This window comes from Pseudomonas sp. MYb327, assembly GCF_040438925.1.
In the GTDB taxonomy this organism is placed as follows: Bacteria; Pseudomonadota; Gammaproteobacteria; order Pseudomonadales; family Pseudomonadaceae; genus Aquipseudomonas.
Genome location: NZ_CP159258.1, coordinates 1,091,266 through 1,117,628, shown reverse-complemented (window position 1 = coordinate 1,117,628; position 26,363 = coordinate 1,091,266). Strand labels below are relative to the sequence as shown.

Below are 26,363 nucleotides of genomic sequence, written 5' to 3'. Positions count from 1 at the left end.
CCCTCTGTAGGAGCAAGCTTGCTCGCGATGGCGGTCTGTCAGTCACATTGATTCAGGACGTGCCGACGCTATCGCGAGCAAGCTCACTCCTACAGGTTTTTGTGGTGTGGCTTTAGCTGCGCTTGGGCAACTCGATCACCACTTTCAACCCACCCCACTCGCTCTCCTGCAAGCGCAAAACCCCACCCCAGGTTTCGACGATGTCGCGCACAATCCCCAGGCCCAACCCGTGCCCATCGGTCTGTTCATCCAGCCGTGTGCCGCGACTGAATACCTGATCGCGCCGGTCTTGGGGAATGCCCGGCCCGTCGTCTTCCACGCTCAATTCAAACCCGTCTACGCCCTCGGACACAGTCAACCGCACCTCGGCATCCGCCCATTTGCAGGCGTTGTCCAACAGGTTGCCCAACAGCTCCAGCAGGTCTTCGCGATCCCACGGCAATTGCAGGCCGGCCGGGGCGCGATAACTCAGCGCCAGGTGTTCGCCGTGAATCATGTTCAGGGTCGATAGCAAACCCGGCAGCTCGGCATCGCAATCAAACAACGCACCCGGCAGTACATCACCGGACAACCGCGCGCGATTGAGTTCGCGATTAAGCCGTTGCTGAACCTGCTGCAGTTGCTCCTTGAGGATCTTGCGCAGTTGCGGATGAGCGTCGAGTTGCTCACTTGAGGCCAGGCTCAACATCACCGCCAGCGGGGTTTTCAAGGCATGGCCGAGGTTGCCCAGGGCATTGCGCGAGCGCTTGAGGCTGTCTTCGGTGTGGGCCAGCAAATGGTTGATCTGCGCCACCAGCGGTTCCAGCTCCACCGGCACTTGATCATCAAGTTGCGAGCGTTGCCCCTGCTGTAACTGCGCGATCTGCTCGCGGGCCTTTTCCAGTGGCCGCAAGGCGCGGCGCACGGTAATCCTTTGCAGCAGCAGAATCAGCAACAATCCCGCCAGCCCCAGGCCGAGACCGACCTGTTGCATGCGCTGAAAACTTTCGCGAACCGGGGTGTAATCCTGCGCCACGCTGATGGAAATCGACTGCCCCAAACGGCGATAGTCCGAGCGCAGCACCAGCAACTGCTGACCCTCCGGGCCCAACTGCAAGTTGCTGTGCAGGCCGGGTTGTTCGAGGCGTGGCAACTCTTGGTCCCACAGCGAACGAGAACGCCAATGGCTGTCGGCAAAATCAATGCGGAAGTAGTGTCCGGAAAAGGGTCGCTGATAGGCCGGCGACAAATGTCGTTCATCCAGTTGCAAACCCTGCGGGCCGCGCACCAGCGCCACCAACAAGTTCTCACTGTCATTGCGCAGCCCGGCTTGGAGGTAGCGCTGCAAACCCATTTCGAACAACCACAGGCTGGTTTGCGCCAGCACAAGGCCGACGATCACCATCACGCTGATCAGGCCCAGACTCAAGCGGCGTTGGATCGACCTCACTGGGCTTGCCCGCCGAACAGGTAACCCTGGCCGCGACGGGTTTCAATGACGTCGCGCCCGAGCTTGCGCCGCAGGTGATTGACGTGGACTTCCAGCACGTTGGAATCGCGCTCGGTTTCACCGTCATAGAGGTGCTCGGCGAGATGGCTTTTCGAAAGGATCTGTTCCGGGTGCAGCATGAAGTAACGCAGCAAGCGGAATTCGGCCGCCGTGAGCTGAATGTCCGCGCCGTCGCGGGTCACGCACTGACGCCCTTCATCCAGATGCAAACCCGCTGACTTGAGCGTCGGCTGATTGACCTGGCCGTGGGAGCGACGCAACAGCGCCTGAATCCGCAGATGCAGTTCTTCCGGATGAAAGGGTTTGGTCAGGTAATCGTCGGCACCCGCCTTGAGCCCTTCGATGCGCTCGGCCCAGGAACCGCGGGCAGTGAGGATCAGCACCGGCGTCGCGAGTCCGCCGGCGCGCCACTGGGCCAACACCTCAAGCCCCGGCAACCCCGGCAGGCCGAGGTCGAGGATGATCAGGTCGTAGGGTTCGCTGCTGCCCTGATACACCGCATCGCGACCGTCGGCCAGCCAGTCCACGGCATACCCCTGGCGATTGAGGCCGGCCATCAGTTCGTCAGCCAGGGGCACGTGGTCTTCCACCAGGAGCAAACGCATCGGTCAATCTTCCTTGTCTTTCAGTAAACGGCCAGTGGCGGCGTCGAGGTCGAGTTCGCGGACCACGCCTTCAGTGGTCAGCAACTCAACTTCATAAATGTAGACGTCGTGCTTCTCTTCGAGCTCGGCTTCCAGCAGTTTGGCCCCCGGATAGCGGTCCAGCGCCTGCTGCAACAGTTGCTCGAGCGGCAGGATCACACCTTGTTGGCGTAAGCGCAGGGCTTCATCCTGATCCAGGTCGCGGGCCATGACCACTGAGCAAAAAGCCAGAAACAGCAACGCCAGGCTAGCGGCGCGCCGATGTGTAACAGAAAGCAGCGTCATTACGAATCCTGATGATCCTTGAGTACCTGCCCACTGACCGCGTCTAATTCCAGGTCCCAGTCGATGCCCTGCGGGTCGCGCAGTTCAATCTGGTAGATGTACTTGCCGTACTCTTCTTCCAGCTCGGTTTCGGTGACGGTGGAACCGGGATGCTTGGCCAATGCGGTGGCATTGAGCTTTTCAAAAGACACAATGGTACCAGCGTCGCGCAGCCTCAGTGCTTCGTCCGGGCCCAGATCGCGGGCGTGGGCGAGGCTGGCGGTCAGGCCGATGAGGGACGCGGTGAACAGGGCAGTCAGGGTTTTCATGGGTGTCTCCGTATTCTTTTATGTGTTGCCTACGGGGGCCACCTTAGCGATATGAACTTAATTGAAACTGAATGGCCATCATTGGGTGGAGTGATGCCAAACCTGTAGGAGCCCGGCTTGCCGGCGATCGTGGCCGACAGATCGCCATCGCCGGCAAGCCGGGCTCCTACAGGTCCGCGATGGTCAAGCACACCGCAATGCAACACCTGTTTATAATTCTCCGCTTGCCAAACATCGAGACCGGTATGACCGCCATCCACATCAAGTTCCCCTCCCTGACCCTCAAGGCCGGCCCCCGCGCCTTCGCGCACATCCGTGAAAACGGCTTGAGCGCCGCCGATGTCGGCACGTTGCCGGGCGCGGCCGGGGGGCCGAAGGCGTTGGGCATTCAGGGTCTGGACCTGGCGTTGTTCGGCGAATGGCTGCCGGCGGCACCTCGGGAGCGTTCGCTGATCGGTGCGTCGGTGGGTTCCTGGCGCTTCGCCAGTGCCTGCCTGCCGGATGCCGCCGAGGGCATCCGCCGCCTCGGTCACCTCTACACCGAGCAGAACTTCGCCAAAGGCGTGACCATGGCGCAGATCAGCCAGAGTTCGCGGCGCATGCTCGATGACTTGCTTGACGGCCGCGACGCCGCCCTCCTGGACAACGCTCACTATCGCTTGAACATCATGGTGGTCAAAAGCCACGGCCTGCTCGCGGACGATCATCGCGGCCGATTGGGGCTGGGGCTGTCGTCGGTAATCGCCGACAACTTGCGCGGGCGGACGCGGTTGTCGCGGCACTTCGAGCGCCTGATCATCCACGACCCGCGCCTGGCGCCGCCGGTCAATGCGCTGCACGATTTCCCGTCTCGATTCGTCGCGCTGAACGCCGGCAACCTGCGCCAGGCTTTGCTGGCATCGGGCTCGATCCCGATGGTGATGGAAGGCGTGCGCGACCTTCCGGGCGCTGGCGCGGGAACGTTCCGCGATGGTGGTCTGCTGGACTATCACCTCGACTTGCCCTACAGCGGCGACGACATCGTGCTCTATCCGCACTTCACTGACCGGGTGATTCCCGGCTGGTTCGACAAGACCCTGCCGTGGCGCCGCGCCTGCCCGGCGCGCTTGCAGAACGTGTTGCTGCTGGCGCCGTCGAAGGAATACCTGTCACGCCTGCCCTACGGCAAATTGCCGGACCGAAATGACTTCAAGCGTTTCATGGGTGACGCGCCGAGTCGGCAGAAATACTGGCGCGCGGCGATGGATGAAAGCCGTCGGCTGGGCGACGAGTTCCTCGAACTGGCCGCCAACGGTCGCCTCGGCGAGCGCTTGCTGACCCTTTAGTCAAGGCAAGCTGTTAAACTCGCCGCCTGCCCAAATCGCCGCGGCGATCGCCACCTGAACAGAGCTGAAAACACTGTGGAAATCTTCAAAGAGTTTACTTTCGAATCCGCCCACCGCCTGCCCCACGTCCCGGACGGCCACAAGTGCGGCCGCCTGCACGGGCACTCGTTCAAGGTGGCGATTCACCTGAGCGGCGATCTGGATCCGCATACTGGCTGGATTCGCGATTTCTCGGAAATCAAGGCGATCTTCAAGCCGCTGTATGAGCGTCTGGACCACAACTACCTGAATGACATTCCTGGCCTGGAAAACCCGACCAGTGAAGTGCTGGCCAAGTTTATCTGGCAAGAACTGAAGCCTCTGCTGCCGGAACTCAGTGCGATTCGTATCCACGAAACCTGCACCAGCGGTTGCATCTACCGCGGCGAATAAAGCGAATCCCCTGAAGGAGCAGCCGTAGGCTGCTTCAGCTCCTACAGGGGGACTGCGTTTCGTCAGGGATGTAATGAACAGCCATCAATGGCTGTTTTTTTATGCCTGAGATTTTTGGCCTCTCTGATCTACCGCATTCGCGAGCAGGCCCGCTCGAATATTTTTGGACGGCGACGACCAACGCCGCTGGCGAGGATTGCCATTGCCGAGCTAACGTAGAGAGACAGCCGAGAATATTCTTCAAAAGGATTCACCTCATGCACATCATCAACGCCCGTCTGCGCAACCAAGAAGGCCTGCATGAGTTACACCTGGAAAACGGCCTGATCAGCAACATCGCCCGACAGACCGAAGCCCCGACCCTGGGGCCGGAGGATCTGGATGCTGGCGGCAACCTGGTGGTACCGCCCTTCGTCGAACCGCACATCCACCTCGACGCCACCCTGACCGCCGGCGAGCCCCGCTGGAACATGAGCGGCACGCTGTTCGAAGGCATCGAATGCTGGGGCGAGCGCAAGGCGACCATCACCCTGGAAGACACCAAGACCCGGGCGAAGAAAACCATCCAGAACCTCGCCGCCCACGGCATTCAGCACGTACGCACCCATGTCGACGTCACCGACCCGCAACTGACCGCACTGAAGGCGATGCTTGAAGTGCGCGAGGAAAGTCGTCACCTGATCGACATGCAAATCGTCGCGTTTCCCCAGGAAGGCATCGAGTCCTATCACAACGGTCGCGATTTGATCGAAGAAGCGATCCACATGGGCGCGGACGTAGTCGGCGGCATTCCGCACTTCGAGTACACCCGCGAACAGGGCGTGAGTTCGGTGAAGTTCCTGATGGACCTGGCCGAGCGCACCGGATGCCTCGTCGATGTGCATTGCGATGAAACCGACGACCCGCATTCACGCTTTCTCGAAGTGCTGGCCGAGGAGGCTCGCAGCCGCTGCATGGGTTCGCGGGTCACCGCCAGCCACACCACGGCCATGGGCTCTTACGACAACGCTTACTGCGCCAAGCTGTTTCGCCTGCTTGGGCATTCGGGGATCAGTTTTGTCTCCTGCCCCACCGAAAGCATCCACCTGCAAGGACGCTTCGATAACTTCCCGAAACGCCGCGGCGTGACTCGGGTCAACGAGTTGCTGGAAGCGGGCATGAATGTATGCTTTGGCCAGGACTCGATCGTCGACCCGTGGTATCCGCTGGGCAACGGCAACATTTTGCGGGTACTCGAAGCCGGCCTGCACATCTGCCACATGCTCGGTTACCGCAACCTGCAAAGTGCCCTGGACCTGGTCACCGACAACAGCGCCAAGGCCATGGCTTTGGGTCAGCGCTATGGACTGGAACCGGGACGACCGGCGAATTTGTTGATTTTGTCGGCGGATAGCGATTACGAAGTAATCCGCAGCCAGGGGTTGCCGCTGTATTCGGTTCGTGGGGGCAAGGTATTGATGAAACGGACGATGCCGGTGGTGGAGTTCAGTGATCTGAGTTGAGATTTATATTATCGGAACTGGACACGTACTACTGTCACAAACAAACCATTTTGCGGATGCGCAATTGATCTCCAAGGGTTCCTAAGCCCTGCCACGCGATCGAAGTGACAGCGAGTGACTATCCCTCTAAGTCCTAGCTACCGATTCATGAAAAACGCAACGCTCTGAATGCAACTTTCGCAAACCTTGCCCAGAGATTTCGCCGAACCCATCAGAAAGCCTTCATTCACATACCTGTCGGAAACAAACTTATTTTCTCGGCTTTTAAATCAACGAATACTGGCACAGCTCCAGAAAACTGAATGATTTCAAGCAAAATTACTGATCCACCCACGTTAATAGCTGCAACCCCGTCGGTGCCGACCGAAATGACATTTCCCGTCAAAATTATAGAGCCTTCTACTAACCCAATCGAGCAAACATCACCGGATGCAGGGTTCGCGTTCCGCCCCCAAACGAAAATCTCGTCGATATCCAGTTCGACATCATAACGCGCACCTATTTTCGGCGGCGACCCCTTCCAACTTGCAATTGCACCCCCGAAATCAGTTGAAAAACACACATGAGTTTCTGCGTGGAGGTGAGTCACACTCTCTATAGTCACTTTCATTCTTTTTGATTCGGCAATGGAATACGTACAACTGTGTTCTCTACGTTCATTACATTTCCTTTCAGCTCAAGCACCCAATTCCCTACGTGACAATAGTGCTTATTTTGATAACCATTGCGCGAGCCCCATAGGGGATACCTTAATCCGTAGATGAGACCAGCATAGCGAAGAGAAGCCGTCGAGGATGAAAGACCCGCACCCGATCGACTCACGCATGGCTAGGTTTTAAATGAAAGCTTTCTAGTTATGTCACGACCGCATCCTGCTTCAAAACACTGTTGATTTTTTTTGCGCTTCGACTCGTGCCCCAATAAGCAATAAAATTGTGGTGGCTCTTGAAGAATAACTGGGTCATTCCAGTCATAGTCCTTTATGAATTTTATGCTCCCTAACACTTTGTACATAAAAATTGTAACACCTTAATCTTCAATATCATCTAAAGCTACGTAAACAGATGGATCATGCAGTCTCAAATACGCGGCGGTGAACTCTATGATTGAGTCAGCCGCTCCTACCGATATTCGAAACCGAGACCCATGCGGTTCAATTTTCACTTTCAACAGGGAGGTTGTTGGAATATTTTTTACCGACAAATCACTCACCTCGCTACAGCTAACACCAATGCGACAAGAGTTAAACTCCTTCCATTTTAGTGGAGGTCTGTCGGGCAGCTCTTTTATATTGAACGCTAACGTCAATACTGAGGCATTATTATCTACACTCAATGAAAACAGTTTTACCTCATCAATCTCCACCAGCCGACTAAATACCATATTAAAAAAAACACTACCCTCAAAATCATTCCAGTATTTCACCTGTCACCTCCTAAAGGGGTAGTGTTCTTTTGTACCCCTGACCTTTCCGTGCCTAACATCATCAGTCGGCCGAACATTAAAGTGTGGACCTTGATCACCCACATTATTTTTTTCGTTAAACTTATGGCCTGCGGCATGATCTTGCAACACAAGGACAAATCCGTCGTCCCGAGTAAATTGATATTGCCTGGTTCTAATTGGCACACCGAAACTATTCAATATGCTTTTACCGGCCATGTCAGTCATATTTACATATCCAACCTGTTTAGCCCTACCACTCACAGAATCCAGTTGAGTATCCGGTTGTTGACTATTTGGAATTCCCGCATCGGCTTTAGCCTGCCTAAATGCTCCTCGTCGTGATACATCCGGAACTGATGGTTCACCCTCATCAACCTTAACCCCAACACCACCATCCGGCACCGAACACCCCGGCTTATTCGCCCCCGGACAATTCCCGCTCAACCCCAACGGATCCACCCACCCCGTCGGATTTGGCGTGTAGCGATACGGGTTGAGTCCGCCGGCCAGCTTCACCGGATCCGGCGTCAGATAACGTCCGCTGTCCGGTTGGTAATACCGATGCCGGTTGTAGTGCAGGCCGCTTTCCGCATCGAAGTACTGGCCCTGAAAGCGCAGCGGTTGTTCTAACTCTTCGCCGCCGCCATGGCTTAGGTGGCTGAGCTTGCCGTAGGCGGTGTATTTGGCTGACCAGACGATCTCGCCGCTGTAGTCGGTGAGTTCCTGCGGCGTGCCGAGGTGGTCGAGTTGGTAGTAGAACGGGCAGGCTTTTTTCGGGCCTTTGCCGTCGAGCAGGGCCAGCGGGCGGAAGCTGCCGGGTTCGTAGAGGTAGCTGCGGTAGTGCGTCGGGCTGCTTTCGGCGACGAGCTGGTCGCCTTGCCAGAAGAAGCTGGTGGTTTGGCCGTCGACGGTCTTGTCGATGCGTCGGCCGAAGGCGTCGTAGCGGTAGGACGTTTCGCGACCGTCCGGCAGGTTGATGCCGATGAGGCGGTGCTGGCTGTCGTAGCGGTACTCGGTGACGTGTTGGCCGCGGCGTTCGCGGAGCAAGTTGCCGTAGGCGTCGTAGTCGTAATGGCGGTCGCCGTGGCGTCGCAGGCGGTTGCCCTTGAGGTGCCAGGGGCCGGGGCGGTCGTGGATCAGCAGGTTGCCGGCCGGGTCGTGGCTGAAGTGCTCCGGGTCCTGGTCACGGGCGTGGCGCACGTCGGTCAGGCGGTCGAGTGGGTCGTACTGGTAGCGGCGTTGGCCGTGGCGGGTGTCGCTGATTTGCAGGAGGTTGCCGTTGGCGCCGTAGGCATAGTCGCGGCGATACAGCGGACGCTGGTTTTGGCTGACGGCGTGGGCCTGCAAACGGCCCTGTTCGTCGTAGGCGTAGTCGCTCAGCAACAAACCTTGTTGACGGGTTTGTTCGCGACCACCGACGAAGCTGTGCGTGGTCAGGCGCGAACCGTTGAGGTCGATGGCGGTCAGCGCCCCGCCCTCGGCGCGATGGTAGTGCAGGCGGCTGTTGTCCGGCAGGCGCAGGTGCTGGAGTTGACCACTGACGTCATAGCCGTAGCGCAACGTGCCCCAGCCCTGATGTTCGCTGATCAGGCGGTCGTGAAAGTCGTATTCGAACTCCAGCGGATGGTCCTGGCCGTCGTCGACGCTGACCAAACGACCGAGGCTGTCGTAGCGGTAGTCGACCTGGCTGCCGTCGGGCAAGGTCTTGACCAGCAGGCGTCCGGCGCTGTCGCGTTGGTAACCGGTGACGAGTTGCGAGCCGTCATCGCCAAACTCGGTTTTATCCAACAACTGGCCGTTGAGGTCATAGGCATACGCCGTGCGGCGACCGTCGAAGCCGGTTTCCTGTCGGATCAAACCACCGGGCGTGTAGTCCAGGTGATAGGTGTCACCGGCTTCGTTTTCAATCTCGGTGAGCAACAACTGCGCATGCTCGTAGCGGTACTTCAGCTCGCTGCCGTCGGGGTTGATCCGTCGACTGACCAGGTGCAGGTCGTCGGCGTATTCATAGCGGGTGACGCGGTCCAGTTCGTCGCGCTCGGCGGTGATCCGGCCATAGGCGTTGTAGCTGAAGCAGCGGCTGGCGCCGTTCGGCAACGTGGTTTGCAACAGCCGACCCACCGCGTCCCACTGGTAATGGGTAACATCGCCGAATTCGTCCTGCGCCGTAGTTCGCCGCCCCAGCGCATCGTAGGCAAACTGCCGGCGCCCACCGTCGGGCAGGGTTTCTTCAAGCAGTTGCCCGAGACTGTTCCACTTCAACAGATGCTGACTGTGATCCGGATAGCGGATCGCCCGCAGCCGCCCTTGCGCGTCGTAGTCGTGGTAGGTGCTCTGGCCGTCCGGGTCGATCAGCCAGGTGACGTCGCCCTGGGCATTGCGCCGGTAGGTCCACTTGGCCTGGCCGCGATAGCGGGCATGCAGGAAACCGTTGCGGTACTCGTAGGACGTCGGCTCGTCTTCCGGCGGAATCAGCGCGATCAGCCGTCCGACTTCGTCGTAGCGGTATTCGGTCACCGCGCCGAGCGGGTCCTGCTCGGCGATCAGCCGTCCCTCGGCGTCATAGGCCTTGCGCCGTTCGCCCCCGTCGGCCTCGACCCGGTGCACCAGCCGAGCGTGCTCATCGTGGACGTAGACTTCTTCGCTGCCGTCGGCGTGTTTGAGTCGCACGCCGCCGGTGTCGTCCCAGCTGTAGCGCGTGTCCATCTGCGCAAACGAGGCCCAATGGCGGATGCAGCGCGCCGCCTTGCCGGAGCGTTCCCACTCCCAATAGAAACTCGCGCCACCGGCCAGTTGCCGCTGCAAGATGACGTGCTGTTCGTCATAGTCGTAGCGCTCACTTTCATTCGCAGCGTTGGTTGCGGCGATCAGCCGTCCCCGCGCGTCATAGCCATAGGTGACCAGCGTCTGCTCGGTGCGCCAGGCCGGCACCTGCTCGTCGACGAGGTGAAAACGCTGGTAGTCGACGGCGATCAAATGCTGCCGCTCATAACGCAGCAGCAAACAGCGCCCGGCGCCGTTGTCGAGGCGCAGCACGCGGTCGGAGAAATCGCGCTGCAGCGTCAGACGATTGCCATAGGCATCGCTGATCGCGCTCAGACGCCCATCGAGAAAGTGAAAGAACCGCGCCGACTCACCGGCCAGCGCCACGATCAACTCTTCGGGCTGATCACCGAGGTAGATCGCTGCCCGCGACAGGCTGTTGTGGATGACCGGGCGGGTTAGGCTCGGCAACGGAAATGGCGTACGGCGATTCTCGTGGTCGACCCAGGTGACCGTGTCGCCAGAAAGCTCCAGGTGATGGGCCAGCGAATGGCTCCAGCCAAAGCCCAGGCCGCTGTCGATTTCTACGGCGCTGGTGCGATAGAGCCGGGTGAATTCGAACGGCCAAATCCCATCGAGAACAGCGTCGTTGAGGGTCAGCAGCTCTTCGCCGGTGACCATCGACACCGGGCAGCCGTTGGTACACGTCAGCGCGGCACAATCGGCGCTGTCGCCGTTGGGGTTTTTCGCCTGAACCGGGGCGTCGTCGTGGGGTTCGTCTTTTTTCAGCGAGGTGTTGTTGCGCCCTTTCCAGCGCAACTGCATCCGGCCTTTTTTCAGGCCGGCCGCGACACCGCGTGCGGCGACTTTTTTATAGCGGTCGATGTAGCCGATGAAGGTACTGATGATGGTGAACAGCGCGCCAACGAGGCGCGTAACCGCATTGATCAACTGCGCGCCGCGTCGCGCCAGACGCATCGTCAGGTAAGCAACGCCGCCTCCTGCCGTGGCGAAGGTCAGGACGATGGCAATCAAAATGTCGATCAGCAGTTCCACCACCAACGCCGATATCGCCTTGGCGGTTTCGCCGGCCATCAGACTGGGCGGGAGCATTTCCAGCCAAAGGCTGGCTGTACGCAACAGCAGGCACAGCGCCGCCTCATCACTGGCCAACAGTTGGATCTTGCTCATCACCTCCGGCGATTTTTTCGCCAGCTCGACCAGTTGATCCGCACTGCTGCCCAGTCGCTCAACAAACTCACCGGGGTTTTTCAGAATGTCCGAGAGCAGGTTGATCCCGTCCCACACCCCCTCGATCGCCGCCCAACTGCCGGCCAACATGCCGTTGCCCACCGCGATCGAAGTCGACTGCGACCACTGCGGCTTGAACCCTTCCCACTCATTGCGCAGCCACTTATCCAGCTCTGCGGCGAGGCCGTTGTAAGATTGAAAAAGCTCATCAATCTGCTTCGGCGTCACCTCGCTTTGCACGTGCACGCGGTAGAACTTGCCCGCCTCGCCCTTGAACTCTCCCTTGCCGTTTTCATCGAGGGTGACGGAAATCGAGTCGCCCCCCTCCAGCGCAATCACATCAACCTGAATGTTGCCCAGCGGAACGTCATACACCGACTCGAACTTGCTCTCGATCTGCAGGACGCCACCTTGCGGACACTGCGCCACCGTGGAGATGAAGTCGTCGTCACTGCGGCTGACGATGGTGCGGGTGGAGCCCAGTTTGATCACCCGCTCCATGTCCATCAGCGAAGGCATGTCCGTGGCGCGGCTGACCTTGTCGGCAGCCTGGCTGAACCAGTGTTTGAGCTGTTGGCGGTAAAGCGTCAGGGTGTCGGGAAAGCTGTCGAGCTCCTGCTCGATGCGGGCGATGTGATCCATCAGCCCACCGAAAGATCAGCAGCCACGTGAAAAACCGGGTCGAACATGAGCAATCCCTCGCACAGAAAATTAGGCGCGAGGAACTTTGCGGGGGATCAGCGAGGAAAGAAGTCAGGGAAGGATGATGTTGATGTAGGGCAATTCGCTAAAACAAAAAACTGGCAATTGATGCCTTCGCGGTTCAGGCCAGCTTCCACAAAGTCCTGGTGAACTGTGTGAGAACGAGCCTGCTCGCGAAGGCGATTTAAAGTTCAACCAATCAACCGAGCCGTCCCAAACAGACTCACCCGACTCAACTCCCCCTGCTCTTCCTCCAACAAAATCGGCGCCGTGCCACCGGGCATCACCACTTTCACTTCCCCCGCCTTCACCCAACCCACTCGCCACGCCGCGCAAGCCACCGCCGTGGCGCTGGTGCCCGATGACGCCGTTGGCCCTTCGCCGCGCTCGAACACCCGCGCGCTCACTCGCTGCCCGGACTCATGCATCGCCCATTGCAGGTTGATCCCTGCCGGACACGGTCGCCCTGCTCCGGTCGGCATGGCGTAGGCGATACGCAACAGCCCTTCAGCCAATGGCGGCTCACGCATCTGCTCATTGCTCGGCAAGGCGTCCGCGCTTTGCACCAGGGTCACGCAATGCGGATTGCCGACCCGCGCGAACTGACTGCGCGACCATGCCGGCTCAAGTGACGACAACGGTTCGACGTGACTGAGTTCGCGCCCATTCATGCTCACCATTTCAACCCCGTGAGCGCTGACCGCCTCAGGACCGAATCCAGGTTTGCCCAGGTCCAGCCAAAATCCCTGCACTTCTTCGACCACTGCCGGTTTCACCGAGATTTCCCCGGGCGATTGCACATCGCCCTTGTCGTGATGAACCCGGAGTCGGCACGCCTCGTCTTTTGGCCACAAGCCCAGATCGCTGAGCGCCTGGGAAAAAATCGTCAGCCCATTGCCACTGCGTTCGGCCAGCGTGCCGTCGGTGTTGACGATCAACAAATCAAATGGCGGGGACGACTGAAAGGGGCCGACCAGCAGCCCATCGCTGCAATGGTCTTTGCTGCCGGGCGGTTGGGTGCCGGCGGCCCAGCCACAGCAAGCCTGGATGGCCGCCAGTGTCCAGCCCCCCCGGGTTTGCGCGGCGTGACTGGCCTGCTCGGGCAAGTCGATGCCCTGGCGGCGCAAGTCCTCGGGCGCCGCCACCATGTAGATATTGCCTCGTGCATCGTACATCCGCGCCATGGCGCCCTCCGTGCCGGAATCATTGGTCGCGCTCAACATATCGCGAAACATGGTCGTGCTGTGCAACGATGTCAGCCTGTTTCACCGCAAACCCGGTGGACGCTGATCGAACCCTCGTCGGGCAATCACTGTCCCTTGGAGACGCGACGTTTTTTGCCAAGGATTGATATGACCAACCTCAACAGCCAGAGCTCTTTCGTGCCGGGGCGCCTGGAGCAAATGTCCACGCGCATCGCCTTTTTCATCGCCGGTTTCGGCATCGCCGCGTGGGCGCCCCTGGTGCCGTATGCCAAGGCCCGGGCCGGGCTGGATGAAGGCACGCTCGGTTTGTTGTTGCTGTGCCTGGGGGTGGGCTCGATTCTGGCCATGCCCATGGCTGGGCTTCTGGCCACGCGATTTGGCTGTCGCAAAGTGGCGACCGGCGGCACCTTGTTGATCTGTCTGGCCCTGCCGCTATTGGCGACCGTGTCTTCGATTCCGGCGTTGATCGCGGCGTTGTTTATCTTCGGTGCCGGCCTCGGCACGGTGGACTCAACGGTCAACCTGCAAGCGGTGATCGTCGAACGGGCCAGTGGCAAGAACATGATGTCGGGCTTTCACGGGTTGTTCAGCCTCGGCGGGATTGTCGGGGCGGCGGGCGTCAGTGGCTTGCTCGGCCTGGGGATTTCACCGCTGGGCGCGACATTGGTGGTGATCGTCTTGCTGCTGATTGCGCTGGCCAAGGCAGCGCCGCATCTGTTGCCTTACGGCAGCGAAAGTTCGGGGCCGGCGTTCGCCGTTCCCCACGGCATCGTGCTGTTTATCGGCGGCATGTGCTTCATCGTGTTCCTCGCCGAAGGCGCGGCGCTGGACTGGAGCGCGGTGTTCCTGGCGCAGGAACGCGGGATCGACACGGCGTACGCCGGATTGGGTTACGCAGCGTTTGCCCTGACCATGACCGCCGGACGGCTGACCGGTGATTCGATCGTGCGACGCCTGGGCGCGACGCGGGTGATTGTGTTCGGTGGGCTGACGGCGGCGGCTGGTCTGTTTCTGGCGACCTTTGCCCCGAACTGGGAAGCGGCGCTGGTGGGTTATGCGTTGCTGGGTGCCGGCTGTTCGAACATTGTGCCGGTGCTGTACACCGCAGTCGGTAAACAGACCGTCATGCCGGAAAGCGTCGCCGTACCGGCCATTACCACCTTGGGTTATGCGGGGATTCTTGCGGGGCCTGCGGTGATCGGCTTCGTCGCCCATGCCGCCAGTTTGAGTTTTGCCTTTGGCCTGATGGCGCTGTTGCTGGTGGCGGTGGCGATTGGCGGTAAGGTGTTGAGGGTCTGAAAAGCATCGCTGGCAGCCAGCCCTACAGGGATCGGTGTCGTACACATGTCCGACGCAATCCTGGAGGAGCTGGCCTGCCAGCGATAGGATCAACCCGGTCTGTCAGAAACCGACGCTGGCCTGCACAAAGAACGTGCGCGGTGCGCCGACATACATGCCCGAGTTGTTATCGCTGGAGCGAGTGAAGTACTGCTTGTCGAAAACGTTCTTCACCCCGACCCCGACTTTCAGGTTCGACACCGACGGGCCGAAGTCATAGCCGCTGCGCACGTTCCAGGTGACGTAACCCGGAATGTCGCCGTACTGGCCATCGGCGGTGCCTTCGGTGATGTAGTTGTTGGTGAAGCTGCCATCGGCGTTCACGGCAACACCCGGTGAGCGCTGTTTGGACTGAGCGAAGGCATCGATGTTGTAAGTCCAGCGGTTGATGTCATAGCGCAGGCCGGCGGTTGCCACCTGTCGCGAGTAGAACGGCAGGTCGCGGCCCTTGAAGCCGGGAATTTCACCTTCATAAACGGCGCGGGTGTAAGTGAAGCCGGCGTTGGCGGTCAAGCCTTCGAGGCGTGGGTCGAGCGCCGCCATGTTGTAGTGCACCGACGTTTCAATGCCTCGGTGGGTGGTCGCGCCGAGGTTGGTCCAGCCTGCGTCGTTGCTGATGTATTGCAACTCCTTGTCGAAGTCGATGTAGAACAGCGTCACTTCGCCGCCCCACACATCATCGTTGTAGCGGGTTCCGATCTCGTAGGTCTTGGCCTTTTCCGGCTCAAGGCCATTGGCCGGCTCGTCGCCTGCACCACCCTGACCGAGCTGGAAATATTGCAGGGCGCCGAAGGACGTTTCGTAGTTGGCGAACAGTTTCCAGGCGTCGGACATGTGATACATGACGCTCAAGGCCGGCAGCGGTTCGTTGCTTTCAATGCTTCGGTTCTTTTCGGGCACCGGCCGGCCAGCGGTATCGAGCACCGGACGGTCATGCCAGTCGGTGCTGATGTGTTCAAAACGGATGCCCGGGGTGATGGTCCAGTTGCCGACGTCGATTTTGTTGTCGACATACACCGAGTTCGCTTCAGTACCACCGGTGCGGTCCTGGTAGACATGCCCGTCCGAACCCGGGCGCACCACCGGCTCGTTGTTGACCAGCGCCAGGCGGCTGGCCTCTTCGTGCATGCCTTCTTTCAGGTAGCGATAACCGACGCTGACTTCCTGGGTGGTCTGGCCGAGGTCAAACACATGGGACACCCGCGGCTCGATACCGAAGGTGTAGTAGGTGCGCGGAAACGAGCCAAGGGTTTTCTGATCGCGGGCGGCGATGTTGCTGCCACGAAAACTGTCGGAATAGTAAGTCAGCACTTCGGCCTGGGTGCGCTCACCGATGAGCCGCGCCCATTTGAACGACACATCCTTGCGGCGGCCGCTGAAGTTGTCGTGGTCGCGGTCGGACTGGAACGGGTCCGCGTCGTACTGCGCCTGGGTCAGGCCGCCGGGCATATCGGCCTTGGCGTCGTAGTAGTGAAAATTGAGGCTGAAATCGTCGACATCGGTAGGGGCCCAGTGGGTCTTGAGGATCACGTCGTCGATGTCATTGCCGTTGTTGCTTTCACGGTAGCCGTTGCCGTTCACGCCGGAGTACAACAGCGCCACGCCCATGCCGTTATCGGCGGTGCCGCCGGCAAACAGCGTGTCGATGTGCTTCCAGCCGCCATGCTGGGACGTTTCCAGGGTAGAGCCGATTTCTGCCGAGGCTTGCTCCGGGATTGCCCGAGTTACGAAGTTGATCACACCGCCCACGTTCTGTGGTCCGTAGCGCACGGAACCGGCGCCGCGCACCACGTCGATGCTGTCGAGGTTCCCAGAGGAAATCGGCGCCATGGACAACTGAGGCTGGCCGTAAGGCGCAAACGCGGCGGGCACGCCGTCGATCAACACGGTGGAGCGCGGCGACAGGCGCGAGGTCAGGCCACGCACGCCGACGTTCAGGGAAATATCGCTGCCGCCCGTACCGTTGGCGTCCTGCACTTGCACGCCGGGTACGCGCTTGAGCACGTCGCCGACGTTCATCGCGCCTTGCTCGACCATGGCTTCGCGGCGAATCACGGTGCGCGCGCCAGGGTGGTTTTGCACCACGGCGGCATCGGCGTCGCCGAGCCAGTCGCCGACCACCTTGATGTCGGTCACACCCAGTTCCAGCGGGCCATTTGCCGCCGCCGTCTGTGCCGGCATCAGCGTCACCGAACCTTCATCGATCTGGTATTGCAGGCCGCTGCCTTGCAGCAACTGACGCAGCGCCTCTTCCGGCGAGATGTTGCCGTCCACCGCCGGGGCTTGTTTGCCGGAGACCAATTCAGGACTGAAAAAAACCTGCAGCGACGTTTGCTGGCCGAGCTCACTCAAGGCCTGACCCAATGGCTGCGCCTTGATGTGGATGGCATCGGCGGCAAATGCCTGAGGCATCGCCACATTGACCGCCAGCGCAAGCGCCAACGGCAACCAAGGGAATTTGTTGTTTTTAGCGGTGGATTTTTTCACGTCGAACGTAGTCCTGTGGATCGCAAGAGTGTGCGCTTGTTAATGCAAACCAGTTGCAGTTGAACAGGAAGACGATGAACTCGAAAAAAACCTGAATTTTATTTTGAAATTATTTCCTGACTGCCGTCATCAAGCGTTCGGACGGCCACTGGAAGAATGTTCGGCAAGGCCTTGAGCAGCGCGTCGGTATTGTCGGATTTGAATACGCTGGTCAGGCGCAGATTGCCCACCACCGCGTTACCGACCTTGAGCGGCTTCTCGCGGTAGCGCGAGACCTGTTCGGCGACATCGGCAAGGCTGGCGTTGTTGAACACCAGTTTGCCGTTGCGCCAGGCAGTCATCTCGGCCGGATTCACTGGGTAAGCCGTCGCGACTTTGCCTTGGGCATCGACATGAGTGCCGAGACCGGCGGTGAGGCTGATGAAATCATTCTCGGTCGACGAGCGCCCCTGAACCTTGACCGTGCCCTGCTCTACCACGACCCGCGTGTCGGCGCTGCCCCGGCGCACATCGAAACGGGTGCCGGTGACCGTGACCTTGCCGCTGCCCGCTTCAACTACAAACGGCCGGCGGGTGTCGTGCTCGACGCTGAACATCGCCTCGCCTTCGGTCAACTCGATGGCGCGACGATCCTTTTCAAACCGCACTTGAATCCGGCTGCGGCTGTCCAGGTCGACTACCGAGCCATCCGGCAAAGCCACGTGTCGACGCTCGCCCGTCGCTGTGGAAAACTCGGCGGTGTACGGCGTCGGGTGATTCAAGCCGCTGAACAGCCCCAATCCCGCCGCGACTGCCAGCACACTGGCAGCCATTGCATAACGCAGCATCGGTCGACGCTGACCACGCTTCGGCACGTCTTCACACAGGGCCTGCAAACGCGCCGCCGGCACCAGATCGGCGGCTTTCCACAGGCCCTGGAGCAGTTCGAATTCGTTACGGTGTTGGGGGTGTTCGTTCATCCAGGCTTCGAACTGGCGGTACTCGACGACATCGACCGCAGGTTCCTGCAAACGCACAAACCACCGCGCCGCGTCATCGCGAACCGTTGTTTGCCCGCACGCACAATCACGAGTATCCATCATGGAAGTTCCTGTTTGGCTGGGGATGAGAAGGCGCGGCCGATCATGGGTACAGGCCTTCCAGGCGGTCGCGCAGATGCCGCAGCGTGCGGATCATATACTTTTCCACCATGTTCTTGGACAGTCCAAGGCGTTCGGCGATTTCGGCCTGGGTCAGGCCTTCGATTTTCTGCCAGACAAATACCTTGCGGCAGTTGACCGGCAGCTCGGTGAGCGCCCGCTCAATGGAATCAGCCAACTGGATCGCATGCATGAAATGCTCCGGGTCGCCGGATGACGACACACTCTGATCGATCGCCTCTGATTCCATGGCGCCCCGCCGATCCTCACGCCGATAACCATCCACCGCGATATTGCGCGCGGTCTGGTGCAGATACGCCCGCGGTTGCTGGACCACCGCCGAATCGGACTCAAGCACCCGCACAAAGGTATCGTGGGCCAGATCCTCGGCCTGCTGACGATTTCTCAGGCGACGGGTCCAGGTGCCAACCAACTCTTCGTAATGGTCGAAAAAGCCGTGTCTGCGAGGCAGCTTGGGGGTCATTGCGGTGCGCTGTGTAAACGGGGCGTGAATAGTAATGCTTCTTATTAAAGTGAAGCAATCGTTTGCCGCCCTGTGGTTTTGGATGTCCTTTATTTCGCCTCAGCTCCGGTCCCTTGTAGGAGCCGGCTTGCTGGCGATGGTCGTGAACGATGACGCGTGTGGCCTGGTTAACCGCGGGGCACCATCGCCAGCAAGCCGGCTCCTACAGGTATCGCGCTATCGGTTTAAGCACCAAAAAAAAGGCCGCTGATTGCTCAGCGGCCTTGTTCAACGCGGGTTCAAACGGTCACTTACAAATCGGTGATTTCCTTGTGACGAGGCACCAGCGTCTTCATCACACTCCACGCCACCAGGTAGGCCACTGCGCAGATAGCGAACATGATCATGTAGCCGGTACGGATTTCGCCGACCGATTTGTAGTAGTCAAACACCCAGCCACCGATCTTGGTCAGCAACACGCCGCCCAAGCCGCCCGCCATACCGCCAATGCCGACCACGGAAGCAACGGTCTTTTGCGGGAACATGTCGGACACGGTGGTGAAGATGTTGGCCGACCAGGCCTGATGCGCCGAGGCGCCGATACCAATCAGCAGCACCGGTACCCAGACACTGAAGTGGCCGAGCGGCTGCGCCAACAATACGACCAACGGGAACATGGCGATCACCAGCATGGCTTTCATGCGGCCGTCATACGGTTTGTCACCGCGCGCCATGAAATAGCTGGGGAACCAGCCGCCGCCGATACTGCCGACCATGGTCATGCTGTACAGCACGGCCAATGGCACGATGATCGCTGCGCCCTTCAGGCCGTACTGTTCCGACAGGTAGGTTGGAAGCCAGAACAGAAAGAACCACCACACGCCATCGGTCATGAACTTGCCGAAAGCGAATGCCCAGGTCTGACGGTATTTCAGCAATTTGAACCACGAAACCTTTTTGTCTGCGCCAGTCTGCACTGCGGCATTGGCGGGCGAATCACTGCGGATGTGCGCCAGTTCCGAAGCCGACAGACGCTTCTGGTTTTCCGGTTTGTCGTACAGCGCAAGCCATACGCCCATCCAGATGAAGCCCAGCATGCCGATCACGATGAACGCCGCTTGCCAGCCCCACAGACCGGCAATCAGCGGTACCGAAATAGGTGCCAGGATCGCGCCGACGTTGGCCCCGGAGTTGAAAATCCCGGTAGCGAAGGATCGTTCCTTCTTCGGGAAATACTCGGCGGTGACCTTGATGGCGGTCGGGAAGTTGGCCGACTCACCTATCGCCAGCACGGCGCGCGACAGCATGAAGCCGGCGATCGAGACCGGGATGACCGCGATTCCAAGCGACGCACAGATGGAGGCAATGCCCTCGCCCATCGGTTCGGCAAACGCGTGCATGACCGCGCCGGTCGACCAAATGCAAATCGCCACCACAAAGGCGGCCTTGGTGCCGATCTTGTCGACTACACGACCCGCGAACAGCATGGAGATCGCATAAGTGAACTGGAACACGGCGGCGATGTTGGCGTAATCAGTGTTGCTCCAGCCAAACTGCCTCGACAGATCCGGCGCCAGCAAGCTGAGCACCTGGCGGTCGAGGTAGTTGACGGTGGTTGCAAAGAACAACAACGCACAAATGGTCCACCGGTATTTACCGACAGACTGGCTGACACGCTGCGCAGTAAAGGTCTCGTTCAGATTCATGGCATCACTTTATTGTAGATTTTTGGTGATGATCTCTCGGTGCAAATCGAGATCAATTGGGCATTTCGGACTACTCAACAGACAAACCGCTGCGGAACCAGGACTGATTGCTCAGCCGGCATTTCTCAGGAGTCAGTGCTGGTTGTCACAGGTAACGGGCGCAATTGTGTGAGCGACGGAACGCGGGATTTTCTGGACGAGAGGGAGGCGATGGGCTTCATGTTGATGTCGACACTCTTTTTTATTTTTAAATTTACACGTGTATGTCATATGTCGTCGTATGACTTGCGAGATTTATAGCCAGAGCCTCGTGCACTGTCAACACAAAAAAACCTTAGATCTGAACGGCCTGACCGCCCTAAAAATGCTGCACATAATCGAATAACGTTGCAATACAACCCTTTGGTTCCTGTTTAAGCGGTGTCCCTCTCGAGCCATTGTCAGTTCTGAAAATGGCGGTTGCACCTTCGACGTTGTACGACAACTGAGATGAGACTGATCACTACTCTCTCCGCTACGCTGAATCAGGCACAGATCCAAACTAATCTGGCAGGATTCCCAATGCAGCCATTCACTGGCTGTAGCAAAGTGTGGGCATGCCTGTCATTGGCTTTCCTAAGGTATTCAGAATGTTCACCTCCCTTGCGTTGCGAAACAGAAAACCGCTAGCCCGGCTTGCGCTAGCTATCACTTTGGGTACGCTCGGCCTGCCTTATTGGACGGGCACCGCGCAGGCCCACGGCGGTCACGCCGAAATGGTGCCGCTGCAAGCGGGCCTTGAGGAGTTTGGCGCGACGGTCAAATGGGACGACTATTCCAACCTGTTCACCATTGCCAAGGACGGGGTCTACCTCAAGGTCAAGCCGAACAGCAAAGTGGCCATGCTCAACGGCAAACGCATGGAGCTGACAGTGCCGGTGGTGTTCAAGGGCAAAACCGCGTTCATGTCCAAGGACTTCATCAACCAGGTCTTCCAGTCCGGCCTGGACACCACCTTCGTCGTGGAAACCCGCCCTAACCCGCTCAACCCTCTGAGCGCGCAAGAGATCACGGCGGCGGTGGACATCATCAAGAAGTCCGAGCACTACCAACCTGGTTTCCGCTTCACCGAAGTCTCGATCAAGGCGCCACCGAAGGACCAGGTGTGGAACTTCGTCTACACAGGGCAAAACGTCACTCAGCCACGCCAGGCCAATATCGTGGTGCTGGACGGCAAGCATGTGATCGAGGCGCTGGTCGATCTCGACACTAAAGAACTCAAGTCATGGAAACCGGTTGAAGGCGCTCACGGCATGGTCCTGCTGGACGACTTCGCTACGGTGCAAGCGGCTGTCGAGGGCAGCCCGGAATACGCACAGGCACTGGCCAAGCGTGGCATCAATGATGTGAAGAAGGTCGTGGCAACACCGCTGACCGTGGGTTACTTCGATGGCAAGGATGGTCTGGCGCAGGACAAGCGTTTGCTGAAGATCGTCAGCTACCTCAACACCGATGACGGCAACTACTGGTCGCATCCGATCGAGGGCCTGGTGGCCATCGTCGATCTGGAACAGAAGAAGCTGATCAAGATCGAGGACGAAGCGCTCATCCCGGTGCCGATGAAACCGACGCCGTATGACGGGCGCGGCCGCAAGGGCGTAGCGGTCAAACCGCTGGAAATCACCGAGCCCGAAGGCAAGAACTACACCATCACCGGCAACAGCATTCACTGGCAGAACTGGGACTTCCACGTTCGCCTCGACTCGCGGGTTGGCCCGATCCTGTCCACCGTCACTTACGACGACAAGGGCAAGAAACGCAAAATCATGTACGAGGGCTCGTTGGGCGGCATGATCGTGCCTTACGGCGACCCGGATGTCGGTTGGTACTTCAAGGCGTACCTCGATTCCGGCGACTACGGCATGGGCACCCTGACCTCGCCAATCGCGCGCGGCAAAGACGCCCCGGAAAACGCCGTTCTGCTGGACGCGACCATCGCCGATTACACCGGCGCACCGACCGCGATCCCGCGCGCCATCGCCGTGTTCGAGCGCTACGCCGGGCCGGAGTACAAACACCAGGAAATGGGCCAGCCGAATCTCAGCGCCGAACGGCGTGAACTGGTGGTGCGCTGGATCAGCACCGTCGGCAACTACGATTACATCTTCGACTGGGTCTTCCAGCAAAACGGCACCATCGGCATCGACGCTGGCGCCACCGGTATCGAAGCGGTCAAGGGCGTAAAGTCCAAGACCATGCACGAGGACACCGCCAAGGAAGACACGCGCTACGGCACTCTGCTCGACCACAATATCGTCGGCACCACGCACCAGCACATCTACAACTTCCGCCTCGATATGGACGTGGACGGCGAGCAGAACTCACTGGTGGAAGTCAACCCGGTAGTGCTGCCCAACGACCGTGGCGGGCCACGCACCAGCACCATGCAGACCGAAACCCAAGTGGTCAGCACCGAGCAGCAAGGCGCGCAGAAATTCGACCCGTCGACCGTGCGCCTGCTGACCAACTTCAGCAAGGAAAACAAAGTCGGCAACCCGGTTTCCTATCAGCTGATTCCGTATGCCGGCGGTACGCACCCGGTGGCCAAGGGCGCCAACTTCGGCAAGGACGAATGGCTGTATCACCGCCTGAGCTTCATGGACAAGCAACTGTGGGTGACGCAATACAATCCGGAAGAAAAGTACCCGGAAGGCAAGTACCCGAACCGCTCGGACAAAGACTCGGGCCTGGGACAATTCACCCAGGATAACCAGTCCATCGAGAACACCGACGACGTGGTCTGGCTGACCACCGGCACCACCCACATCGCCCGGACTGAAGAGTGGCCGATCATGCCGACCGAGTGGGTGCACGTGCTGCTCAAGCCGTGGAATTTCTTCGATGAAACGCCGACGCTGAACCTCAATTCACCGAAGTAATCGGTTGAAACGCAAAACTGTAGGAGCCCGGCTTGCTGGCGATGGCGATCTCAAAATCGCCATCGCCGGCAAGCCGGGCTCCTACAAATACAATCAGCGCTGATCGATGTTCAGATAAAGATCAGGCATGCTGCTTTCGATACTCCCCCGGCGCAATGCCGAAGCGCGATTTGAAAGCCGTGGAAAAGTAGCTCGAATCGGAAAACCCCCACGAGTATCCCAACACCGACAGCTTCTGCTCTTTGCCCGATTGGCGCAGGGATTCGGCGCAGAGGTCCAGGCGACGATTCTTGATGTAACGCGCCACCACCAGGCCTTTCTTGGCAAACATCCGGTACAACCCGCGAGTGGACATGCCGACTTCCCGCGCCAGCCATTCCGGGCACAGCTCTTCCGAGCGGATGTGCTGATCGATAAAACTCAGGGTCTTGCGGAAGGTGCGTTCGTGCAGATCGATGCAATCGTCGGTCTGGCTGATTGCCGGACGCAGCAGGCTGACAATCGCCTCCAGGGTCGCTTCGCTTTCCTGACGGCTGAGGTTCTGCTGCTGCGTGGCATCGAGGATCAAACGGTGCGACAGCATCGCAATAGGCGATGCTGCGGCGATGCGGTGGCCGCACTTGACCTGATTGAAGCGCAGGGTTTGCTCGACCAGTTGATACGGCAGAATCAGCGACAGCTGCCGGGAATTTTCGCTGTAGGTGAAGTCACTGGGTCGCGCCGCGTCGATCAGTGTGATGTCGCCGGCGGACAGCAGAACCTTGTCGTCGCCCTGGGCCATGCCCGCCGTGCCTTCGAGCTGGAACACCGCGAAATATTTGCCACCCTCGCCCGCCGCGACTTCCTGCGGTGTGCGGTACAGTCGCGCTTGACAGGCATCGACAAAGCTCAGCTTCAAGGCGTCGCTGCGGTACTCGCGGATCTGGCCGGAAAATTCCGTACCCAGGGGTTGAGCGTTAAAGGCGCCACAGATCTGGTTGATCTGATGGATCCACTGATCGAACCCATCCTGGCGCTGTGCGGTTGTAGAAATCATGGCAGGCCTCACGCAGGCTTATTTTTATTGTCTACGTCAAAACACAGGTTCTCCTGAACAGCGACTCTCCCTGAACAACGGCGGGTTATTTCAACCCGCCAAAGCGTCGATAAAAACTCTCGCCCACGTCCGGCAACGGGCCGTCGGCGGTTTCCAGTGCACTGTTCAGCCACTCTTCGGCTTTGGCGTAGATCAAGCGGTAAATGTTGCGGCACAACTGGCGGGCCGCACGCCCTTCCCAATCGCTGGGTAACAACTCGTCCGGCAGTTGCGGGTCACGCAGCAGCAATTTGCGGTATTCATGAATCAGCAGAATCCGTGCCAGGAAGCAGTCGGCCGGTTGCAGGTTTTCCTGCTCGCGAAGCGCTTGCCAGAGCGGTCGGAACAGTTGGATGAACTCACTGTAATGAGTCGCCAGTTCCTCAATGTTCCAGCTCTCGCGCACTTGCAGGCGCAGGGCTTTGGAGGCCAATACGTCCTGGGCGGTGGTCTCGAAGACGATGGTTTCTTCCTGGGCGCCGAGGTCGATCAGGGTCGCGTTGACATCGGTGCGGTCGCTGCGTGGACACGCCAGCACCGCTGGGGAAATCGCACCAAAACCTTGCCACTCCAGTTCTTCGCGCACTTGTTTGCGCTTGTCCTGGGTCAACTGCGAGAGCATCACCAGGCACCAGGAACCATCCCATGCCGGCATGCTGGTGCTGTAGACCCGCTTGAACGCCTTGTCGAAACGCCGGCGACCGGTGCCGGTCAGACTGTAGTAACTGCGTCGACCGACTTTTTCGGCGGTCAGCCAGCCCTCTTTGGTAAGACGGAAAATCGAAGTGCGGATCAGTCGTTCGTTGATGCCGATCGGTTCGAGCAATTGAATCAGGCTGCCCAGCCACACAGTACCGCCATGGGGCTCGATGGCATCACCGTACAACGTAATGATCAGGGAGCTGGCGCGGATTGGCGTCTGCTCCTGGAAGCGCGTGATGAGATGGTTCAAGGGTGTCAGGGACGACATGGGCGTACCGAGCAAAAAAAGAAAAGGAATATACCGAAAGCCATGGGGTTAAGCCCAATTCCCGGTTCCGTGTTCACGCGTTGCTACCCTTCGGCCGAAAACTACTGTCGCTGATTCGCGGGCGATCCGGCTCCGGCTCGCTCAGCGGTTCACACACTTGCATCTGGGTAAGGCAACGCTGCGCCAGTTGCTGATACTCACGAGTCCCCGCCTGTTTCCACGCCACTTCATCGTCACTGAGGCTGCGCTTGATGCTGGCGGGGGCGCCCATGACCAGTGACTGCCCGGGACATTCGAAACCGGCCTTGACGAACGCCGCCGCCGAGACGAATGAACGCGGGCCGATGCGCGCGTTATCCATCACCACCGCATTCATGCCCACCAACGCGTCGGCGCCGATGCGGCATCCGTGCAACACCGCGCCATGGCCAATATGGCCGTTGCGCTCGACCACGGTGTCGCTGTCGGGGAAACCGTGCATCACGCAGGTGTCCTGCACATTGGCACCCTCCTCCAGCACGATCCGCCCGAAGTCACCGCGCAGGCTGGCCAGCGGGCCGACGTAGCAATGCGGCCCAATAATCACGTCACCGATCAATACCGCTGAAGGGTGAACGTAAGCACTGGGATCGACCACCGGGGTCAGGCCATTGAGGCTGTAGCAGGTCATGACGGGTTCCTTCACAAAGCGATGCCGATAATGACTTATTTTGTATCACATCGCTTTTACTACCACAAAGACAAAAAACCGTATCACTTGAAAAGGGCGCTCACTGGTGTTGTTACCGACCGGCAAAAACCCCAATAAAAGCCAATAAAAACGGCCATCACAGCCTCACAACCGGCTAGTTTCGCTCGACATACTAAAACCAAAAAAACGATGAAAGGACACATTAAATCAATTTCAGTATTGCT

20 protein-coding genes are annotated in these 26,363 nt (G+C 59.2%); 5 read left to right on the top strand and 15 right to left on the bottom strand.

The genetic code is table 11. The annotated features are described in order from the left end of the window. Positions 1-112 precede the first annotated feature (112 nt). From ABVN21_RS04970 to ABVN21_RS04955, 4 genes are read right to left on the bottom strand one after another with little or no spacing between them, the layout of a single operon-like run. Positions 113-1,429 carry a sensor histidine kinase gene (locus tag ABVN21_RS04970; protein ID WP_339556842.1) on the bottom strand — a complete coding sequence of 439 codons (1,317 nt, stop codon included), beginning with the start codon at positions 1,427-1,429 and terminating at the stop codon, positions 113-115. Further along, positions 1,426-2,094: a response regulator transcription factor gene (locus tag ABVN21_RS04965; protein WP_339556843.1), complete on the bottom strand. Its 669-nt coding sequence runs from the start codon at positions 2,092-2,094 to the stop codon at positions 1,426-1,428. The genes ABVN21_RS04970 and ABVN21_RS04965 overlap by 4 nt, the downstream gene beginning before the upstream one ends. 3 nt (positions 2,095-2,097) lie before the next feature. Then, positions 2,098-2,418, bottom strand: coding sequence for a PepSY domain-containing protein (locus tag ABVN21_RS04960; RefSeq protein WP_339556844.1), 321 nt, complete (start codon positions 2,416-2,418; stop codon positions 2,098-2,100). Continuing rightward, positions 2,418-2,726, bottom strand: coding sequence for a PepSY domain-containing protein (locus ABVN21_RS04955; RefSeq protein WP_339556845.1), 309 nt, complete (start codon positions 2,724-2,726; stop codon positions 2,418-2,420). The genes ABVN21_RS04960 and ABVN21_RS04955 overlap by 1 nt, the downstream gene beginning before the upstream one ends. A gap of 245 nt (positions 2,727-2,971) precedes the next feature. Between ABVN21_RS04955 and ABVN21_RS04950 the strand changes: the two genes are divergently transcribed. The 3 genes from ABVN21_RS04950 to codA all read left to right on the top strand — a co-directional run bounded on the left by ABVN21_RS04950 (position 2,972) and on the right by codA (position 5,985). Then, the gene (locus ABVN21_RS04950) at positions 2,972-4,051 is read left to right on the top strand and encodes a patatin-like phospholipase family protein (RefSeq protein ID WP_339556865.1); all 1,080 of its coding nucleotides are present in this window, start codon (positions 2,972-2,974) and stop codon (positions 4,049-4,051) included. Positions 4,052-4,126: 75 nt separating this feature from the next. Further along, positions 4,127-4,483 carry a 6-carboxytetrahydropterin synthase QueD gene (gene queD / locus ABVN21_RS04945; protein WP_046042818.1) on the top strand — a complete coding sequence of 119 codons (357 nt, stop codon included), beginning with the start codon at positions 4,127-4,129 and terminating at the stop codon, positions 4,481-4,483. 257 nt (positions 4,484-4,740) lie between these two features. Further along, on the top strand, positions 4,741-5,985 hold the full coding sequence (gene codA, locus ABVN21_RS04940) for a cytosine deaminase (protein WP_339556861.1): 1,245 nt from the start codon (positions 4,741-4,743) through the stop codon (positions 5,983-5,985). Between the two features lie 226 nt (positions 5,986-6,211). On the opposite strand, the gene ABVN21_RS04935 is transcribed toward codA, so the two are convergent. The 4 genes from ABVN21_RS04935 to ABVN21_RS04920 all read right to left on the bottom strand — a co-directional run bounded on the left by ABVN21_RS04935 (position 6,212) and on the right by ABVN21_RS04920 (position 13,331). After that, positions 6,212-6,595, bottom strand: a complete 384-nt coding sequence (locus tag ABVN21_RS04935; protein WP_339556862.1) for a hypothetical protein — start codon at positions 6,593-6,595, stop codon at positions 6,212-6,214. Between the two features lie 419 nt (positions 6,596-7,014). Then, a complete protein-coding gene (locus tag ABVN21_RS04930; protein WP_339556863.1) occupies positions 7,015-7,410 on the bottom strand; it encodes an Imm50 family immunity protein in 396 nt (131 codons plus the stop codon). 3 nt (positions 7,411-7,413) lie between these two features. After that, positions 7,414-12,087: an RHS repeat-associated core domain-containing protein gene (locus tag ABVN21_RS04925; protein WP_353637226.1), complete on the bottom strand. Its 4,674-nt coding sequence runs from the start codon at positions 12,085-12,087 to the stop codon at positions 7,414-7,416. 251 nt (positions 12,088-12,338) lie between these two features. Continuing rightward, positions 12,339-13,331, bottom strand: a complete 993-nt coding sequence (locus tag ABVN21_RS04920) for a diaminopimelate epimerase (protein WP_339556635.1) — start codon at positions 13,329-13,331, stop codon at positions 12,339-12,341. Positions 13,332-13,499: 168 nt separating this feature from the next. Here ABVN21_RS04920 and ABVN21_RS04915 point away from each other — a divergent pair, with 168 nt between their 5' ends. After that, positions 13,500-14,651, top strand: a complete 1,152-nt coding sequence (locus ABVN21_RS04915; RefSeq protein ID WP_339556621.1) for an MFS transporter — start codon at positions 13,500-13,502, stop codon at positions 14,649-14,651. Positions 14,652-14,753: 102 nt separating this feature from the next. Here the strand turns inward: ABVN21_RS04915 and ABVN21_RS04910 are convergent, their stop codons facing one another. The 4 genes from ABVN21_RS04910 to ABVN21_RS04895 form a co-directional block, all read right to left on the bottom strand. After that, positions 14,754-17,177 carry a TonB-dependent siderophore receptor gene (locus ABVN21_RS04910; RefSeq protein ID WP_339556620.1) on the bottom strand — a complete coding sequence of 808 codons (2,424 nt, stop codon included), beginning with the start codon at positions 17,175-17,177 and terminating at the stop codon, positions 14,754-14,756. A gap of 98 nt (positions 17,178-17,275) precedes the next feature. After that, positions 17,276-18,259 carry a FecR family protein gene (locus tag ABVN21_RS04905; protein WP_339556619.1) on the bottom strand — a complete coding sequence of 328 codons (984 nt, stop codon included), beginning with the start codon at positions 18,257-18,259 and terminating at the stop codon, positions 17,276-17,278. Positions 18,260-18,299: 40 nt separating this feature from the next. Next, positions 18,300-18,800: a sigma-70 family RNA polymerase sigma factor gene (locus tag ABVN21_RS04900; protein ID WP_339556618.1), complete on the bottom strand. Its 501-nt coding sequence runs from the start codon at positions 18,798-18,800 to the stop codon at positions 18,300-18,302. A 290-nt stretch (positions 18,801-19,090) separates the two neighbouring features. Beyond that, a complete protein-coding gene (locus ABVN21_RS04895) occupies positions 19,091-20,485 on the bottom strand; it encodes an MFS transporter (protein WP_339556617.1) in 1,395 nt (464 codons plus the stop codon). Between the two features lie 629 nt (positions 20,486-21,114). Between ABVN21_RS04895 and tynA the strand changes: the two genes are divergently transcribed. Beyond that, a complete protein-coding gene (gene tynA / locus ABVN21_RS04890; RefSeq protein ID WP_339556616.1) occupies positions 21,115-23,403 on the top strand; it encodes a primary-amine oxidase in 2,289 nt (762 codons plus the stop codon). A 121-nt stretch (positions 23,404-23,524) separates the two neighbouring features. Here the strand turns inward: tynA and feaR are convergent, their stop codons facing one another. The 3 genes from feaR to paaY all read right to left on the bottom strand — a co-directional run bounded on the left by feaR (position 23,525) and on the right by paaY (position 26,118). Beyond that, positions 23,525-24,439 (bottom strand): transcriptional regulator FeaR, encoded by a 915-nt coding sequence (feaR, locus tag ABVN21_RS04885; protein ID WP_339556806.1) that lies wholly within the window; start codon positions 24,437-24,439, stop codon positions 23,525-23,527. A gap of 85 nt (positions 24,440-24,524) precedes the next feature. Continuing rightward, a complete protein-coding gene (gene paaX / locus ABVN21_RS04880) occupies positions 24,525-25,448 on the bottom strand; it encodes a phenylacetic acid degradation operon negative regulatory protein PaaX (RefSeq protein ID WP_339556807.1) in 924 nt (307 codons plus the stop codon). A gap of 73 nt (positions 25,449-25,521) precedes the next feature. After that, the gene (gene paaY / locus ABVN21_RS04875; protein ID WP_339556808.1) at positions 25,522-26,118 is read right to left on the bottom strand and encodes a phenylacetic acid degradation protein PaaY; all 597 of its coding nucleotides are present in this window, start codon (positions 26,116-26,118) and stop codon (positions 25,522-25,524) included. Positions 26,119-26,363 lie beyond the last annotated feature (245 nt).